This is a genomic window from Pseudoclavibacter endophyticus, assembly GCF_008831085.1.
Lineage (GTDB): Bacteria > Actinomycetota > Actinomycetes > Actinomycetales > Microbacteriaceae > Pseudoclavibacter > Pseudoclavibacter endophyticus.
The window spans coordinates 2095534-2112405 of record NZ_WBJY01000001.1 but is presented as its reverse complement, the minus strand read 5'-3'; the positions used below and the strand labels follow the sequence as shown (position 1 = coordinate 2112405).

The window sequence follows — 16872 nt, the reverse complement described above, 5'->3', positions numbered from 1 at the left end:
AGCGGCTGCCTGTGCGACTCAGCGCGGCCATGACGTCCACACATCAATGACGACCGCACGGTGGTTCGACTACACCGAGTCAATGCCATGAACGGCTGGCTTTCGCCACGGGGGTTCAGACCGGTCAGGGAAGTTCACTTCCACGTCTGGTCAGGTGCAGCTCCTTGAGCTGCCTGCGCGAGGTGATGTCGAGTTTCCGGAAGATGTTGCGTAGGTGCGAATCGATCGTGCGCGGGCTCAAGAAAAGCTGCGCGCCGACCTCTCGCGACGTTGCGCCGGTGGCCACCAAACGCGCGATATGCAGTTCGTGCGCAGTAAGTCCGTCGATCTGGCGGGCAGTTCGTTTTCGCGGATGCTCGCCGGTGGCTTGCAGCTCGCGCGCGGCTCGCGCGGCGAATGCACCGATGCCCATGTCTGACAACTGCTCATGGGCGAAACGGAGTGGATCGCGCGCTTCTTGACGGCGACCTTCGCGGCGCAACCATTCGCCGTAGAGCAGGTGCGCACGGGCAGCCTCGCCCCCGATCCGCGACGCGCTGAGCTGCGCAATCGCCTCAAGATAGAACTCTTCCGCGGCAGGACCGGTGATCGTCATTGCGCGGGAACGCATCTCCAGACCTAGAGCCCACGCGGTACCGCTGGCTCGCGCGCGCGCGCTGAGACGCTCGAGAGCCTGCAATGCGGTCTCTCTGTCGCCCGCCCGCAGCGATGCCTCGATCAACTCGGGCAGACCGACGGTGCTGAGGGAGAGTTCGGCAGACTCGCACGTTGTGGCCGCAGCCCCCTGCGCGGTCGAGTATTCGCCGCGTCCGTTGTGAAGTACGGCGCTCGCGTAGTAGGCGAATGCCGCTTGTGCGCTCCCGATGGGATTCCCGTCCGTCTGGAGAGTGAGGCTGTTCAAGCGTTCAACCTCGGCCCGGTCGCCATGCCATGCGGAGAGCATCGCTGCGGCGTGGCGCAGTGGAGCCACGCCCATTGACTCGGTGATCGCCTCCGCCTCCGTCGCGAGCGCGCCCGCTCGTGTGAGCTCGCCACTGATGGCCAGGATGTTGGCCTGGAGATTCAGCGCGCCCGGGAGGCCCGCCAGCGCCCCGGTGGCGCGAGAAACGGTGACATTCCACTCGGCGATCTTGTGTGCGCGCTCGTCATCGAGTATGCCGACGGCAACTCGTCCAGCCAGCCAGAGCCACGGCTCGCTCCCACCCTCCTGGGCGGCGCCCGGGTGCGCGGCCTCACTTAGCTCGTCGAGCGCGAGACGCACAGTCGGCACGCCCGCGGAGTACCCGTCGACCATCGTCATTGCGAGTCCGTCCAGAAGGAGGTCCACCGGCCGAGGGTTCGGGGCCGGCGATGCGGCGAGTGCGGTGCGGGCGATGATCACCGAATCGGGGGCGCCACTGACGATCGCCGCGTCCAGCGCGTGCAAATAGGTTTCACGAGACAGCGCAGGGTCGAACGGAGCAAGTGTCGCGGCAGCGTCCGCCAGCATTTGCGGCACCTCCACGCTACGAGTGCGATGGAACGCGATCTGAGCGCGCAGCAGCGCCACGCGAGCGCGTTGCCGCGCACTGGGCGACCCGCCCTCTGCGATCACCAGTAGGTCCAACGCCGCCTCGGAAGCCCCGGCGTTGTGCATTGCGTGCGCCGCTTCCAGCGCGCGCCGTGTGCGGTCGTCGACGGCCGGGGTGAGTTCGGTCGACCGTCGCATGAACGCTCCGGCCGCAGCATAGCCACCGCGAGAACGCGCCCGCGCTGCCGAGCGTTCCAGCTCCGCGGCGACCTCTTCGTCGACCCCCTGGACCGCGTGGGCAGAGTGCCATGCGCGACGATCGGGGTCGACCGCTACCTCAGTGGAGGCGGCCAACGCACTGTGGACGCGGCGGCGACTCGTTGCGTCTGCGGACTGGTACACCGCCGAGCGCACCAGAGGGTGACGAAATCGAACCTTCGAATCGATCTCGATCAGTCCGGCCGCTTTCGCGGGCTCCATCGCATCCGGAGTCACGCCGAGTTCCGCGGACACCCGCCCGAGTAAGACAGGGTCGCCGGTCGGATCGGCCGCAGCGGCGAGCAACAGCAACTGCGTCGAATCTGGCAGGTCACGCGAGCGACGCAGGAATCCGCGCTCGACGCGCTCTGGGACATGCGACAGTTCAAGTACTTCGAAGCCGCCCGCGAATCTCGCTGCCGGGACGTTCCCGGGCAACTCCAACAGGGCGAGAGGGTTGCCCCTCGCTTCCGCGATGATCCGCTCGCGCACCGCCTCGTCCACCGGCACCCGAAGTGCCGTGTCCAAGAGCGCCCGTGCCGCCGGCCGGTCGAGCCCCGACAGATGCAACTCCGGCAGGCCGGGGAAGACGCTTATGCCACCGTCGCCCCCGTCGCGTACTCCGAATGCCATTGCCATACGCTCGGCATCTATGCGGCGGGCCACGAACCCGATGACCTCAGCCGAAACCTGGTCCAGCCATTGCGCGTCATCCACCACGCACAGCAACGGCTCGTGCTCGGCTGCTTCGGCGACGAGGTGGAGTGTGGCAAGTCCGACCAGGAACTTATCGGGCGGGGAGCCACTTCGACTCCCCAGGGCGACGCCCAGCGCCAACTGCTGCGGCTCGGGCAGTGCGTCAAGGTGATCGAGGAACGGGACGCAGAATTGATGAAGTCCGGCGAAAGCGAACTGGCTCTCGGCCTCGACGCCCGTCGACGACTCGACGCGGAATCTGGCGGCGAGCGCGGCATCCCGCAGATGCTTCAGCAGCGCCGTCTTGCCCATTCCCGCATCGCCGCGCACGACCAGCGTCCTGCTGTGCCCGGCTTGCGCCCCGACCAGCAGGTGCTCGACCATTCGGCGCTCTCGTCCCCTACCCAGAAGTTGCGGCACGATGACTTCCAATAGGCAACGAGCGCCCCCGGTGGCCCAAGTATGTGGTCACCACATCATTATCCCGGAGTCAGACACATAATTCGTAAAGTGGGGACGACGCGTGCGCGCCGCTCTGCGACCCACCGTGCGCGGTCGTCCGATTGAGCAGCGCGAGGCTCCACCGTGACACTGCCCGTCAGCACAGGACGGAGTCGGCGAGCGGGCGCGAACAGCGGCTGGCGGACGCTGTCACCGTGCATGCCAGGTCAGCACCAGGCCCAAGAACATCGCGAACCCGAGGGCGAGGAGGATCGCTCGCGCGTAGTGAGTCTTCATCTCGATCTCCTTCATGAACACGAGGTGTGCCACCGGTCGAAGTCATGTTGTGAGCACATGGTCAAGTCGGGTTCGGCCGACCCCGGCGGTGTGGCCTCCGATGCGGCAACCGACTTGACCCTGTGGTCAGGCCACGGTCTTGGATCGGAAGCCGAAACAGCAGCAGTCGAGGGGAATTGCGAACATGAAGAAGTCTCCCGGGGACCCCGCCCCGCGCCGACGGCGCAGGTGGCGCTGGCTCGTCGGCCTCGCCGTAGCGATGCCCACGATCGCCGTCGTCGCGCTCGGCCTCGTCTTCCAGTTCGGGCTGCCCTGGTGGAGCGGCGCGAACGACCGCAACCACGTCTATGTGTCGTCGGACGGCACCCGCAAGCACTACCAGGTGCACCTTCCGCCCCAGCACGACGGGTCCACGGAGCTGCCGATAATGATGGCGCTGCACGGGTGCGGCATGACCGGGTTCGGATGGAACTCGATGAAGGAAGCAACTCAGTTCAACGTCCTCGCCGACCAGGAGGGCTTCATCGTCGTCTACCCGACCCAGCGGCCCTTCGAGAGCGACGTCAACTGCTGGAACTCCGCCGACCCCCGCAATCAGGTACGCGGGTCCGGCGAACCCGCGCTGCTGGCGGGAGTGGTACGCGAGGTCGTATCCACCTATGATGCGGATGCTGATCGCGTGCACGTCTCGGGTGCGTCGTCGGGCGCCGGGGCCGCCGTGATCCTCGGCGCCACGTATCCGGACGTGTTCGCCACCGTCACCTCGGTGGCCGGGGGCGAGTACGGCCTCAATCAGGTGGATCCAGACGACCCGGACTCCACGCCTGCGAGCGCCACCGCGCGACAGGCGTGGGCGCAAATGGGTGATCGAGCCCGACCCCTTCCCCTGCTGGTCGTGCAGGGCGGCCGAGATGAAGTCGTCCCGACGATCGTCGGCGAGAGGCTGGTCGATCACTGGATCGCGGTGCACGACCTGATCGACGACGGCATGCTCAACGAGAGTCTCGCTCTCGTCACCGTCACCGTGGAGCACCCGCCGGCGGGTCGGCAGTACGGATACGAGCACACCACAGTGAGCACTCCGGAGGGGCGGGTGCTCGTCGAGTACGTCTTCGCGGACCTGCTCGCGCACTCATGGTCCCACCCGAACAGCAGGGGTCTGTTCACCGACACGGCAGGACCGGACGTCACCCGGATCGCCTGGGCGTTCGCACAGCGCCACGATGCCGAGGAGGTCGACGGTCGGTGAGCCGCGCATCCTGAGGTGCGCGACTCTCTCGCCGGCGCCACCTCACCGCTTGACCCGGTGGTCAGGACAGCGTGTGGACTGCCTCTGACCGGCCGATTGGCGGCGGGTGCGACGCCGCCGGCGTCGCGAGCAGATGAGGAGAAGACCATGTCCGAACTCGGATCCGGCCCCGCCGGAACAGCGCGAACCCGTGGAAGAGACCGGCTCGCGCGCGGAGTGGCGGTGGCTGTCGTTGTCCTCGTCGTCGTCGTCGGGGCCGTGCTGGCGATCGTCACCCGCGACGCGGCCGCGCCCGATGCGCAGGGCGGCGCGACCCCGGACATCGCAGCGCTGGCCGGGCCGCTCGCTGACCAGACCCTGGTCTGGGAGGCGTGCGAGTTCAACGAAGACGGGCCTCCCATTCCCGGGGCGGACACCTCGAACGTCGAATGTGCGACGATCCAGGTCCCTCGGGACTGGCTGAACCCTGATCCGGAGCTCACCTGGGATGTCCGCATCTCACAGGCGCGCAACATCGATCCGGCAGACTCCGACTACAACACCACGATCATCGGGCACCCCGGCGGCCCTTACACCTCCGGGCTCTCGTTCAGCACCGCGATCCAGCTGTACACGCCGGAGCTGCGCCCGACGACGAACTACGTGAGCTTCGATCAGCGCGGGCTCGGGCAGTCGAGTCGCGCCAGCTGCGAGTACCAGTACGACCCCGCTGGCGGGCCGGCGGCCGCAGCCCAGGCGATCGGCGAGGCCTGCTCGGAGCATCCCGACGTGGCGACCATGACCACCGAGCAAGCCGCGTACGACATGGACTTCATGCGACTCCTGCTCGGCCTCGAGACGGTGACCTACATCGGCTACTCCTACGGCACGTGGATCGGTGCGTGGTACGGAACTCTGTTCGCCGAGAACATCGAGCGTATGGTCTTCGACTCGGCAACCGACTCGACGCGGGACTCGATCCAGCACAACTACGACGCGGCTCACCTCGCACGGGACCGCCAGTTCCGCCTGCACATGCTGAACTGGATCGCCCGCAACGACGCGATCGTCGGGCTCGGCACCGATCCCGAGGCGATCTGGGAGCGGTACTTCGCTGCGACCGCAGACCCGCTGACGTCGCTGGCGGCTCAGTCCGCCTGGACCGTCGTCAGCGGCTCCGCCGCATTCTCGAGTCCCGCGCTCTATCCGGCCGCCGGAAGTCTGGTGGCCAGCATCATCGCCGAAGCAGAGGCCTCGACTGCGCCCGTGGATCCGACCGAGCTGACCGCTCGGATCGTCGCGAGGACAGACTTGCCGGATGCCCTGCGAGCAATCGCGGACGAAAGGCTTGCGCTCCTGTCAGCAACACCCGAGCCCACCCCGGGCGAGATGATCCAAGGAACGCACGACTATGTCATCGAGTTCACCGCCTGCACGGACGGACAGTGGACGCAGGGAGCCGAGCACTGGGCGGACTTCCACGAGACGACTGCGGAGGTCGCGCCCCTCACGGCGCAGCTCGGCCTGCTGATCACGCCCACCTGCGCGTTCTGGCCCACCGACTCGAAGATGCCCGAGCTCGGCGCCGACTTCCCCGAGACCCTCGTGGTGCAGAGCGAGCTCGACTCGATGACGCCCTATGAGCAGGGGTGGGCGGCGGGCACCGGTCTGCCGAACACCAGTCTGATCGTGGTCGACAACGAGAGCATCCACGGCGTCTTCCCCTACGGCACGGATGCGGTCGATCTGCCGGTTATCGAGTTCCTGCTCGGCGGTGATCGTCCCGCGGACACCATCGTCGCGCCCGGTAAGCCGCTGCCGTTCGAGGAGTCCACCTACGAATCCTGGTGGCCGCTGGATGAGACCGGCGCCCCCCGGGACGAGCCACAGTTCACCGATCCGACCATCGCCGCCGAGACCGCGGAGCTGAGCGTCGGAAGGCCATGACCGATCTGGTGTCACCGGGTCTGTGTGATCCGGCGACACCGGACCGCACGCCGGAGTCGCGCGGCGTCAACCCGCCGCGTGCGCCTCCGAGGCGGGGGTCGTCGAAGGGCCGCGAATCCGCGTGCTGATCCCCGCTGACTGCAACGGCACCAGCAGGATGACAATGGCGGCATCCGTCTCGGGGACGTCGCGGATGTCACCCCAGTCGAAACGGGGTGGTCGACACCCGGTCAAGGTGAGCGCCACCGCTTCGACGGGCGACTTGACCGTGTTGCGACAACATGGTGTCGAATGAGCGCATTGTCGCGGCGCGACCGCGGGTGGAGCACGGAGGATCTGCGTATGAAGTCGATGGTGCCGGACTATCTCGACGCCGTGCTCCAAGGGGTGCGGTCGGACACTTCGGGCGAACGCGCGCAGTACATTCCGGAACTCGCCACAGCAGACCCCGATCTGCTGAGCGCCGCCTTCGCCACCGTTGACGGCGAGATCTACGGCTCCGGCGACGTCGACGTGGAGTTCACCATCCAGTCGATTTCGAAGCCGTTCGTCTACGCGCTGGCGCTTGCGGATCGCGGCTTCGACGCCGTGCACGCCAAGGTCGGCGTCGAACCGTCGGGGGAGGCGTTCAATGAAATCTCTCTTGAACCGGGATCGGGACGCCCGCGCAACCCCATGATCAACGCCGGCGCTATCACTGTGCACTCCTTGGCCGGTCGAGATCGCGAGAGCGCCGACGACCGTGTGGCACGCGTCGTGCGAGGTCTCTCCGCCTTCGCCAACCGGCCGCTGCATGTCGACGCCGACATGTGTGCGTCCGAGATGGAGCACGCGCACCGCAATCTCGCGATCGCTCACATGCTCCGCAGTCAGGACGTCCTCGTGGAGGATCCGACGGCGATCGTCGAGGGCTACGTCCGTCAGTGCTCGGTACTGGTCACGACGCGAGACCTGGCGGTAATGGCAGCGACGCTGGCGAACGCCGGAGTGAACCCGCTCTCGGGCGATCAGGTGATCCCCGCGCCCGTGGTGCGCCAGGTGCTCACCGTCATGGCCACCTGCGGCATGTATGACGCGGCAGGAGACTGGGCGACGCAAGTCGGTATTCCGGCGAAGAGCGGCGTCGCCGGAGGATTGATCGGCGCGCTTCCGGGGCAGATCGGCATCGCCACGTTCTCGCCGCGGCTCGATGCACACGGCAACAGCGCGCGCGGAGTGTCCCTGTTCGAGCGCTACTCGAACGACATGGGCCTACACGTCATGGAAGTGCCCCCGACGGCGCGCTCGGTCGTTCGGGCGAATGAGGCTCGCGGCAGCGGCGCCGAGGCGATGCGCGTCCTCGAGATGCAGGGAGGTATCCGCTTCGCCGGCGCAGAGCGCATCGTTCGCGAGGTCGTGGACACCGTGCCCCAAGAGCCGCGGGTGGTCCTGGATTTCACGGCGGTCCACTCGATCGACGATGTGGCGCGCCGCATGCTGCTCGAGGTCGCGCGTCGCCTATCCCTCGACGGGCACGATGTCTACGTCGTCGACCCGGATGGCATCGTCGCCGACCCCGACTCCCGAGCGGACCACCGCTTCACCGTCATCGGTCACATCGGCAGGGCAGCGCACCGTCGGTCGACATGACCAGGGGGCGGGACGCGCGGGCCCGAGGATGAGACGAACGGCACCTTTCCGCCCGCATCGAGTGTGACGAGATCCGTAGCGTGGGGACACTACTTCGGTCCGTGACTGGGATGCCGTGGTCGCTCAGCTCGAGTCCGCGCCGTCGCCGCTATCACCAATTCACACGACCTGGCGGCAGGGTTCGCGCAACATACGTTCACGACGATGGCCGAGGCATTGCTGCTATCGGCGGAAGTCGGCGGCTCCGTCCGGTGCGACGATCCTCAAGATCGCGACGGATGCCTTCATGGACGCGATCATCGTGACCGGATGGCCGGGGCCGGAATCATGGTGGTCGCCGCCGTCTGGGCGCTTGTGACTTTCCGGGTGCCGCCGCCAACACGGATCCCGCCGTCGAGCACGAAGCTGAGTTCCACTGAGCGCAATCGGTCCGGTGCCCGACCGAGGTCTTGACCGTGTGGCCACCACGTGGTTTCAGATGGGTGAGAAGTCACCGGCACTGGGCTGGTCGAACAGGCAGAAGGGCAGAACGATGGGTCACATCACAGTGGGAACCGAGAACAGCGCGCCGATCGAGGTTTACTACGAAGATCACGGTTCGGGACAGCCGGTCGTTCTGATCCACGGCTATCCGCTCAGCGGCCATAACTGGGAGCGCCAGACGCGCGAGTTGCTCGCGGCCGGGTACCGCGTCATCACGTATGACCGCCGCGGGTTCGGTCAGTCCTCGAAGGTCGGCTCCGGGTACGACTACGACACCTTCGCCGCCGACCTGAATGCGGTGCTCGAGACCCTGGACCTGCGGGGTGTAATGCTGGTGGGTTTCTCGATGGGCACCGGCGAGCTCGCGCGATACGTGTCGCTGTTCGGTCACGAGCGGGTGGCCAAGCTCGCATTCCTCGCCTCGATCGAGCCCTTTCTCGTCGCCCGCGACGACAATCCCGGGGGTGTGCCGCAGGAGGTCTTCGACGGGATCGCGGCTGCCGCGAAGAGCGACCGCTACGCCTGGTTCACCCAGTTCTACCGCGACTTCTACAATCTGGACGAAACCCTCGGTTCACGGATCAGTCCTGAAGTGGTGGCGGCGAGCTGGAACGTCGCGATCGCCAGCGCACCCGTGGCCGCCTACGCGGTCGTGCCGTCGTGGATCGAAGACTTCCGTGCCGACATCGAGGCGGTGCGCGCCAGCGGAAAGCCCTCGATGATCCTGCACGGCACGAACGACAACATCCTCCCGATCGATGCCACCGGCCGGCGCTTCCACGCGGCGTTCCCCGAGGCGGACTACATCGAGATCGAGGGGGCACCGCACGGCCTGCTCTGGACGCACGCTGACGAGGTGAACGCCGCCCTGCGCGAGTTTCTCGCCGGCTAAGTCGGGCTGCTCTCCGGGCGGCGACGGCGCAGCATCCGGGCGGCCGAGCCAGACCATGACCCCGTGATCCGACGCCCAAGCGCTGATTCACCGGCGTCCCGCACTGTGACGCGGCGTGTCAGGTGCGCGTCGCGGCAACCTCAGCGGCCACGCCGCTGACCATGATCGCCGTCATCGTGCGAATGATCGCGGACGCGGCTGCCTTGGCCTCCCACTGGCCCTGCTCAAATTCCTTGCTGCGAGAGGCGACCTGGCCGGTCCACGGGATCTCGGGGTCGAATTGCGGCAGCGTGCCGCTTGCCGAGAGCAAGCCGATGACCGCCGCCGTCCGTGTGTCCGGGCGAGTTCCGTCGAGAAGGACGGCGCGCACCTGACCGTCGAGGAACCGGTCGCGTCCGAGAAGGAGACCCGTCGCGCGAGGGGCCGACGGCGCATCAACGTGTGGCTGGTTCGGTTCGGCGTGCCCGGGGCGAGCATCCTCGCGCCATGGGTGCTTCCCACCCAACTCACCGCAGCGCTGTTCGTCGCGTCCGGAGTTAATAGGAGCTGGGTGATCCTCTGGCAGGCCGTCTCGATTGTGCTGTGGACCGGCCTGGTCGCCGCCGCTGCTCTCGGAGCCCTCACCCTGCTGGGGTGGTGATGGCTTCAGGCGGCGCTGTGTGCCGTCAGCAGGGCGGCTGTCACTGACGCCCCGCTGACGGTCTGCGCGGTAGCGTCGACCATCTGGTCGTCGGTTCCCGGCGTTCCCCCGGGCGGACTACGTCGAGATCGAGGGTGCGCCGCGCGGCTTGCTCTGGCCGCACGCCGACGAGGTGAACGCCGCCCTCCCCGAGTTCCTCGCAGGCTGATGCGGGTTGCTCCCCGGGCAGCGACGGCGCAACACCCGTCGCCGCCCGTACTCTCGCCACCGCGCGGGTGGAGCCGCGTCAGACCAGCACCGCTGACGCTGCGCGACGCAAGACGTCGCGCTGCACGGGTGAATACAGCTCGGCGACCGCGGTCGCGAAGGACGATCGGACTCCGCGTGGCGCGGACTCCGGCGCCCGCCAGTTCGGACCCTGCAGCGCCAGCTGAGATGCCAGGCGGTCGAGGTGGTCGTCGGTGGCATGGGGAGGCAGTTCGTAGAAGGCCCTGCGTCCGCGGTCGGATTCGTTGGAGAGTTGAGCCAGAAGTGCCGACTGCTCCGGGGGACCGTAGAGGCGGGTGAGGATCTGGATGAGGGACCTGTCCGGGTCGGACAGTCGCGCGGCCACCGCTTCGAACCCGCGTGGCGTCTCTGGCGGCGCGTTCTCCCGAAGGATCGCGGCGACATCGGACCGTGCACGCTGGAGTCGCTCGATGTCCGCTTCGAGCTCGGTGTCGACCGCGTGCAGCGTGGTGGGTCCCCGCAGATTGAGCTCCTGTATGCGGGCGAGGGGGACACCGAGTTCGGCGAACCTGCGTAGCCTGATCAGCTCGACCAGGTGCTCCACCCGGTACTGCTTGTAACCGTTGTAGCGACGGGCGGGAAGCGGGAGCAAACCCACTGCATGATAGTGCCGGACGGTGTTGACGGTGGTCCCCGCGAGATCTGCGAGTTCCCGTGTGCTCCATGCCATGACATCCTCCTCAACCGGTCGTGGCCCCTACTTGGTACCTTCTCAGCGAAGGCTCTTCCCCGGCGTCGGTGATGAATACGTAGTTGCACCACCTATTCCTTGCGTATCCCTTTCGCTGTCAAGTGACTGAGGAAGGAGAGTCGTTGTGACTCTTCGGGCGAGAAGCCGAACGCGCGCTCGTCGCGCAGCTGCTTGACGACGCCCGCGCCGGTCGCAGCGGCGCCCTCGTCATCCTCGGGGAGGGGGATGGGTAAGACGGCGCTAATGGTTATTGCAGCGGGCGTCGCCGAACGCGGCGAATTCATCGTGGCGCGCGCCGTCGGTCACTAGGCCGAGCGAACGAGCTTTCACAGGTCTTGCAGATCGAGGCTCGCGCCCGCTGACGCGGGCGCGGCATCGTACTTCTCCGATAACTGGAGAGGCGTTGTTGGGTGTCGGTGTCGACGCGGGTGATGAGCGCGCGGGATGGCTATAAGTACCTGCTCCGCACGGTCGCGGCGGGCGATGGCGACCGTCCTCTCTTCGCACCGTTTGCTCGCTATTATGCCGAGGCCGGTACGCCACCCTGGCGGTGGCTCGGAAGCGGGCTGCCAGCACTTGCCGGCGGCAGGGTCGCGGCGGGATCGCGGGTGTCCGAAGCTCAACTCGAGTTGCTACTGGGGATAGGGCGTCGTCCCGGAATGGGAGCGCCGCTCGGCCGGGCATATCCCGTGTATGGGGCTTCTGAGCCGAGTCCGGAGAACCCGGTTGCTCCGCCGGGTGACACAGCAGCGCCGGCGCCTCAGACCCGCCGCCGCGCTGTGGCAGGCTACGACTTCACCTTCTCGCTCCCGAAATCGGGCGTTTGTGCTCTCGGCGATCGCCGACGCCGACACACAAGCGAGGATCGCCGCAACGTGGGCTAGCCCGAATCCCGGTGCTCGGCGGCGTAGTCGGCTGGGAGCAGGACCGAGTCGCCCTGCTTGCGGCCTGATCGGCGGAGGGTGAGGGAGCCGTCGACGGAGTGGTCGGCATTGGCGCGATAGCCTCCGGGTGTGGGTTTCTCGCCGTTGGGTTTGATTGTCGGGCTCGCTGTGCTCGCGCCGAACCTGCTGTTGGTGTGGTTCCCGCCGCGAGTTCCGGTGCCGGCGGCGCACGTGCCTCGTCTGCTGGGATTGCTCGAACGTGCAGGTCAGGTGCTGTGCCTGGTCGTTCCTGCGATCACGCAACCCGGAGAGTTCGTCTGCTGGTGGACGGTTCCAACGTTCGTCGCCCTGGCGGGATATTACGCGCTGTGGGCCCGCTATCTTTTCACGGGGCGCGCGGGGGCGACGCTGTACCGGCCGTGGTGGGTGGTTCCGGTGCCGATGGCGATTTACCCGGTCGTCGTGTTCCTGAGCACCGCAGCGTGGCTGAGCAACCCGTGGATCGCCATCGCCGCCGTGATCCTTGCCGCTGGGCACATCCCTGCGTCCGCGATCGTCGCATCAGCCGTGCGGACTCGGTCATGATGGGTCGTCGCGCGCCGTGGTGGCTGCCCGTGGGGAGGACATCAAACCCGACGGTGTCACGGTGGGGACATCCGACATGGGGTGGATCTAGCGGGAAGGTTGTCGAAAACTCGCCCCGTCGCTGGCCGCCTCACGCGCTACTCGCATCGGTAGCGGGACGGGAACGTGCGAGTAACGTCAGTGGCATCGCATGTCGGACGTCATTCGCGGCGGAACGACGCAACGCCTTGGTCGCTGGCGGGACGCAGACGGCTTGCTTCCAAGTGCGTTCCCCCTGAGAGTTCCTCTTCGAACGCCGCCGCTGCTGCCCAGACCCGTAACTGGGAGACAACCCACCGTAGTTCAGAGAGGCAGCCCGGGAGTACGCTTCTCACCATACGAGGGATGCAACAGCTTCGGGCGGCGGCCTACGCGGTCTTCGAGTCTGCACCGTCGAGGGCGACTGGGAGGCGGCGCCGACGCGCTCAGACCTCGCGTCGTTCCAGGCCCCCGCAGGGGAGCCGGTCGAGCGCTGAGGGCTCGCGCGTGTGCCGCGTGGCGCGTCCGCCCGGCGAGGTTCACACGCCAGGACGGGTCCTCGTGTCGTCGTCGCGATCCGCCGCAACTCACGGTCGGGGCGGGCTCCCTGCCACACTTGGACGATGGACGCCATCGCAAGAATGCTCCAGGAAGAGGTCGACGCAGGCACGCTTCCGGGCGCAGTCGCTGTACGGTACCGGGGCGAGAACGCTGAGACAGTCGTGGTTGGTTCTCAGGACCTGGAGTCCTGTGCACCAATGTCGTCCGACACCCTGTTCTTCTGGGACTCCCTGGGCAAGCCATTGACTGCTGCCCTCGCCCTCACCTTCGTGGCCGACGGAACCGTCGATCTTGATTCGCCAGTCGATCGGTGGCTGCCCGAGCTGTCCAGTGCCAGGGTACTTGTGGACCCGAGTGGGCAGCTCTCGCACACTGTTCCCGCATCTCGCCCTGTGACGGTGGAGGATCTGCTTACCCTGCGCGGTGGACTCGGATTCACTACGGACTTCGAGTCACCATTCACCGAAGCTCTCGTCACGACGCTCCAGGAAGGCCCTCAGCTCCGCGCCCTGGACCGACAGTCCTACCTGACAGGAGCGGGGCGGTTACCGCTGGCGCATCAACCCGGCCAGGGCTGGACCTACAACGCCGGCAGTACCATCCTCGGGCTCCTGCTGGAACGAGTCGCACAGCAGTCGCTGGGCGTGCTCATGGCTGACCGTATCGTCGACCCACTGGGGATGCGGGACGCACGATGGTGGGTTCCACCATCCGAACGTTCTCGCTTCGCGAGCCGGTATCGAGCGACGGATAATCCTCGATCACCGGTGGAACTCGTCGATCCGCCCGACGGACAGCACTCTCGGCCCCCATCGTTTCCGGATGGCGCTGGTGGCCTGATCGGAACGGCCGACGATTGGCTCGCCTTCGGCAGGATGCTGCTCAACGGCGGTGAGTCCAACGGACAGCGGATCCTCCCCACCCCACTCGTGAAATCGATGATGACCGACCAGCTCACAGCCGACCAGCGGCGTCATGCGGGATTCTTCCTCGCCGAAGGCGAAGGCTGGGGATACGGCGGAAGCGTGCGCGCCGACAACACCTACGGCTGGGCCGGCGGCGCCGGGACCGCCGCGCGTGTCGATCCCCGGCATAACCAGGTCACCATTCTGTTGACACAGTTAGCTCTCGACGGTCCCCAAGGTTCCCGTGTCCTCAATGCCTTTGAAGACCTTGTCGCCGCCGAGGATGGGTGAAAACCGGTCACGATATTCCACCCCTCTCTCGCGCTGCCTTTGCGGGCATGGTGAACACCACCGACTCCCGGTCAGGGGAGGGTTGCGCCCCTTGTAGTTCGCACAGGAGGTCGTGAGTCTTTGCCGTGTGATATAACCGAAACTGTTATATGCTACGTCGCGTGGATGCGCTCGCTGTCTTGGCCGATCCGGTTCGTCGCCGCATCGTTGAGTACCTCGCTGACAGCGAGGTACCCGCCGGCGAGCTTGTCGAGGTGATGGACGCGGAGTTCGGACTCGTTCAACCGGCCACCTCGCGCCACCTGCGGCGGCTGCGTGAAGTCGGTCTCGTGCGATCCCGTCCCGACGGCGCTCGACGCCTGTATTCCCTCGATCCAGGTGCCCTGCGAGAAATCGACGTGTGGCTTGACCAGTTCCGAGGGCTATGGAGCAGCGCCCTGTCCGCCCTCGACGCCGAAATACGTCGAGGAAAGTCGCCACCAAGAAGCGAGACCACATGAACATCGCTGACGAAATCAACGAAGTGATCCGCAAAATCACGTCCAGCGGCGAGTCGCATCAGGTCATTTTGGAGAGGGCCTTCGGCACCGGCGCCGCCGACCTGTGGAATGCGTGCACGAATCCTCAACGGCTCTCGCGATGGTTCGAGCCGGTACGCGGCGACCTCACCCTCGGCGGCCGGTACACCCTCACAACAAGTGGCACGGAGGGGGAGATCCGGCGATGCGAACCACCCCGGCACCTCGCGATCACGTGGGAGTACCAGGGGAATATCAGCCATGTTGATGTCGAGGTCATTCCGGCCGCGAACGAACTGACCCTGCTCCGCTTAACCCACCCTGATGACCACTGGGACACCTACGGCCCCGCTGCGGCGGGTGTGGGGTGGGAGGAATCGCTCCGAGCTCTCTCGCGGTATCTCGGCGGCGACGCTCGATGCGACCCCGATGCCATGGAGGCGTTCGCGGGCACGCCCGAGGGACAGGAGCTGACCCGTCGGGCCGCCAATGCGTGGGGCCGGGCAGACCAGGAAGCGGGAACCCCCGCGAGTGATGCGGAGACACGCGCACTGAGGACGGCGGCCTTCTACCTTGGCGGCACGGGAGAAGAGCAGAGCGATGGGTGAGAAGGCGACGAGCATCGATGAGTACCTTGACGGCATCGACCCTGCATTCCGACCGGAACTCGAACGGATCCGTGCGATCGTGACCCAGCTCGTGCCGAGTGTCGAAGAAACCGTGAGCTACAGGATGCCCACATTGAAGTACAAGGGGCGCGCGCTGGCGTTCTTCACCGCATCCAAGCGACACATGAGTTTCTACCCTTCTTAATGGGCTATCGAGGAGCTGAAAGATCGGCTGTCGGACTACAAGACCACCGAACATGCGATCCAGTTCACGCTGACGAATCCGCTGCCCAGCGACCTGATCGAAGATCTCGTCCGCATCCACGTCCGCGAGATCGACGCCGACCGGCAGTGACCAATCCCCGCACGTCGCCATGGGCCGAAGCACCCGGAGGGTTCCGCCATGAAGTACTCCATCTCGATGGACATCGCACTGCCACGAAAGCGCGTCATTCAACTCCTCGAAGACCCTGCGCACCGACCGAAGTGGCTACGAGGCCTGATATCGCACGAGCCGTTACGCGGCGTGGACGGCCACGTCGGTACCGAGTCGAAGGTGGTCTTCCAATCGGGTCAGAAGACCATGGAGTGCACCGAGACCATCACCCGTCGAGAACCGGCGAACCTGCACGATGTCCCCTCGGAACGCGCCATCCATTTCGAGCGTGAGATCGTCGCAGAGGGCATGTGGAATGCCGCTCGCGAGCATCTGTCTGAGGCCGGTCCTGAGAGCACACTTTGGGTGAGCGAGAACGAATACCGGTTCAACGGCCCAATGCGATTGGCGGCTCCGTTCCTGCGCGGTATCTTCATCAAGCATTCACGAGAGCACATGCAGGACTTCAAGGCGTTTGCCGAGAACGGCACAGATGTCCGCGAGGGGAATGGCTGACAACTGCCGGTGCGACCTGGCCGCTGACCCTCCTGTGGCGATGCGGTCATGTCGGTCGCACGTCTGATCGCTGTGCCGTCTCTCTCGCGAAACGCCGCCGATCTGCAGCACCGTGCGGCGCGACAACTCGTGACGACGCGGATCGCTCATCGCCCGGACGTCTTCGACCGACGCTTCGCGTTCCGGTTGTCGATGAGGATGGCGGTGAGCACGCCGAGCGCTCCGAAGGCGGGCACGAGGAAGCCGAGGACGACGCCGAGGGCAAGTGGGATGGTCCCGTCGCGGAGAAATGCGGTTGCCAGGACGTCCTGGACGATGAGCGCGAGCAGCACACCACCGACGAGACCGAGGGCGCCGGAGCCGATCGACCGCCACGTGCTCCTCGGTCGCGGCGGGGGCGTCATGGACGCGGGCGGGTAGGACGGCCGATCGGTCCGGTGCGGCGTGGCCGTTTCCACCGGCGGCCAGTGGGCAGGGGGTCGCGTGTGCTCGGCGGACGGTTGGGGGTTCGACGCCTGCGGCCAGTGGCCGCGGACCTTCAGATCCCGTATGGCGGCGTCGGTTCGTGCCTCATCGGGATCACGGGAGCCAGGGGGCGAATAGGTCATGA

Annotated in this window: 15 protein-coding genes and 2 pseudogenes; 13 read left to right on the top strand and 4 right to left on the bottom strand. The window is 66.6% G+C overall.

What is annotated here, in order from left to right; translation table 11 throughout:
• Positions 1–124 precede the first annotated feature (124 nt).
• Entirely contained in the window at positions 125–2884 is a 2760-nt protein-coding gene (locus F8O04_RS09495) for an ATP-binding protein (RefSeq protein ID WP_225734999.1), read from the bottom strand.
• Positions 2885–3386: 502 nt separating this feature from the next.
• On the opposite strand from F8O04_RS09495, the gene F8O04_RS09490 reads away from it, so the two are divergent.
• From F8O04_RS09490 to F8O04_RS09475, 4 genes are all read left to right on the top strand, one after another.
• Positions 3387–4451, top strand: coding sequence for an extracellular catalytic domain type 1 short-chain-length polyhydroxyalkanoate depolymerase (locus F8O04_RS09490; protein ID WP_158028973.1), 1065 nt, complete (start codon positions 3387–3389; stop codon positions 4449–4451).
• Between the two features lie 222 nt (positions 4452–4673).
• Positions 4674–6377, top strand: coding sequence for an alpha/beta fold hydrolase (locus F8O04_RS09485; protein WP_188726185.1), 1704 nt, complete (start codon positions 4674–4676; stop codon positions 6375–6377).
• 342 nt (positions 6378–6719) lie between these two features.
• Positions 6720–8006, top strand: coding sequence for a glutaminase (locus tag F8O04_RS09480; protein ID WP_158029192.1), 1287 nt, complete (start codon positions 6720–6722; stop codon positions 8004–8006).
• A gap of 532 nt (positions 8007–8538) precedes the next feature.
• Positions 8539–9381, top strand: coding sequence for an alpha/beta fold hydrolase (locus tag F8O04_RS09475; protein WP_158028971.1), 843 nt, complete (start codon positions 8539–8541; stop codon positions 9379–9381).
• Between the two features lie 118 nt (positions 9382–9499).
• Here the strand turns inward: F8O04_RS09475 and F8O04_RS09470 are convergent, their stop codons facing one another.
• Positions 9500–9751 carry a GPP34 family phosphoprotein gene (locus tag F8O04_RS09470; protein WP_188726186.1) on the bottom strand — a complete coding sequence of 84 codons (252 nt, stop codon included), beginning with the start codon at positions 9749–9751 and terminating at the stop codon, positions 9500–9502.
• A 120-nt stretch (positions 9752–9871) separates the two neighbouring features.
• Here F8O04_RS09470 and F8O04_RS09465 point away from each other — a divergent pair, with 120 nt between their 5' ends.
• Entirely contained in the window at positions 9872–10021 is a 150-nt protein-coding gene (locus F8O04_RS09465; protein ID WP_188726187.1) for a hypothetical protein, read from the top strand.
• A gap of 82 nt (positions 10022–10103) precedes the next feature.
• A pseudogene (locus F8O04_RS15090) lies at positions 10104–10229 on the top strand (alpha/beta hydrolase); the annotation flags it as partial.
• 78 nt (positions 10230–10307) lie between these two features.
• Here F8O04_RS15090 and F8O04_RS09455 read toward each other — a convergent pair.
• On the bottom strand, positions 10308–10979 hold the full coding sequence (locus F8O04_RS09455; RefSeq protein WP_158028968.1) for a MerR family transcriptional regulator: 672 nt from the start codon (positions 10977–10979) through the stop codon (positions 10308–10310).
• A gap of 431 nt (positions 10980–11410) precedes the next feature.
• Here F8O04_RS09455 and F8O04_RS09445 point away from each other — a divergent pair.
• The 7 genes and pseudogenes from F8O04_RS09445 to F8O04_RS09415 form a co-directional block, all read left to right on the top strand.
• Positions 11411–11870: pseudogene (locus F8O04_RS09445) on the top strand (relaxase domain-containing protein); the annotation flags it as partial.
• A gap of 143 nt (positions 11871–12013) precedes the next feature.
• Positions 12014–12469: a hypothetical protein gene (locus F8O04_RS09440; RefSeq protein WP_158028967.1), complete on the top strand. Its 456-nt coding sequence runs from the start codon at positions 12014–12016 to the stop codon at positions 12467–12469.
• 641 nt (positions 12470–13110) lie between these two features.
• A complete protein-coding gene (locus F8O04_RS09435) occupies positions 13111–14244 on the top strand; it encodes a serine hydrolase domain-containing protein (RefSeq protein ID WP_158028966.1) in 1134 nt (377 codons plus the stop codon).
• 149 nt (positions 14245–14393) lie between these two features.
• Entirely contained in the window at positions 14394–14744 is a 351-nt protein-coding gene (locus tag F8O04_RS09430; protein ID WP_225734947.1) for an ArsR/SmtB family transcription factor, read from the top strand.
• Positions 14741–15370, top strand: coding sequence for an SRPBCC domain-containing protein (locus F8O04_RS09425; RefSeq protein WP_188726188.1), 630 nt, complete (start codon positions 14741–14743; stop codon positions 15368–15370). The genes F8O04_RS09430 and F8O04_RS09425 overlap by 4 nt, the downstream gene beginning before the upstream one ends.
• Positions 15363–15575 (top strand): iron chaperone, encoded by a 213-nt coding sequence (locus tag F8O04_RS09420; protein ID WP_158028963.1) that lies wholly within the window; start codon positions 15363–15365, stop codon positions 15573–15575. The genes F8O04_RS09425 and F8O04_RS09420 overlap by 8 nt, the downstream gene beginning before the upstream one ends.
• A 216-nt stretch (positions 15576–15791) precedes the next feature.
• The gene (locus F8O04_RS09415) at positions 15792–16262 is read left to right on the top strand and encodes an SRPBCC family protein (protein WP_225734946.1); all 471 of its coding nucleotides are present in this window, start codon (positions 15792–15794) and stop codon (positions 16260–16262) included.
• A gap of 146 nt (positions 16263–16408) precedes the next feature.
• On the opposite strand, the gene F8O04_RS09410 is transcribed toward F8O04_RS09415, so the two are convergent.
• Positions 16409–16870 (bottom strand): ABC-2 transporter permease, encoded by a 462-nt coding sequence (locus F8O04_RS09410; protein WP_158028961.1) that lies wholly within the window; start codon positions 16868–16870, stop codon positions 16409–16411.
• Positions 16871–16872 lie beyond the last annotated feature (2 nt).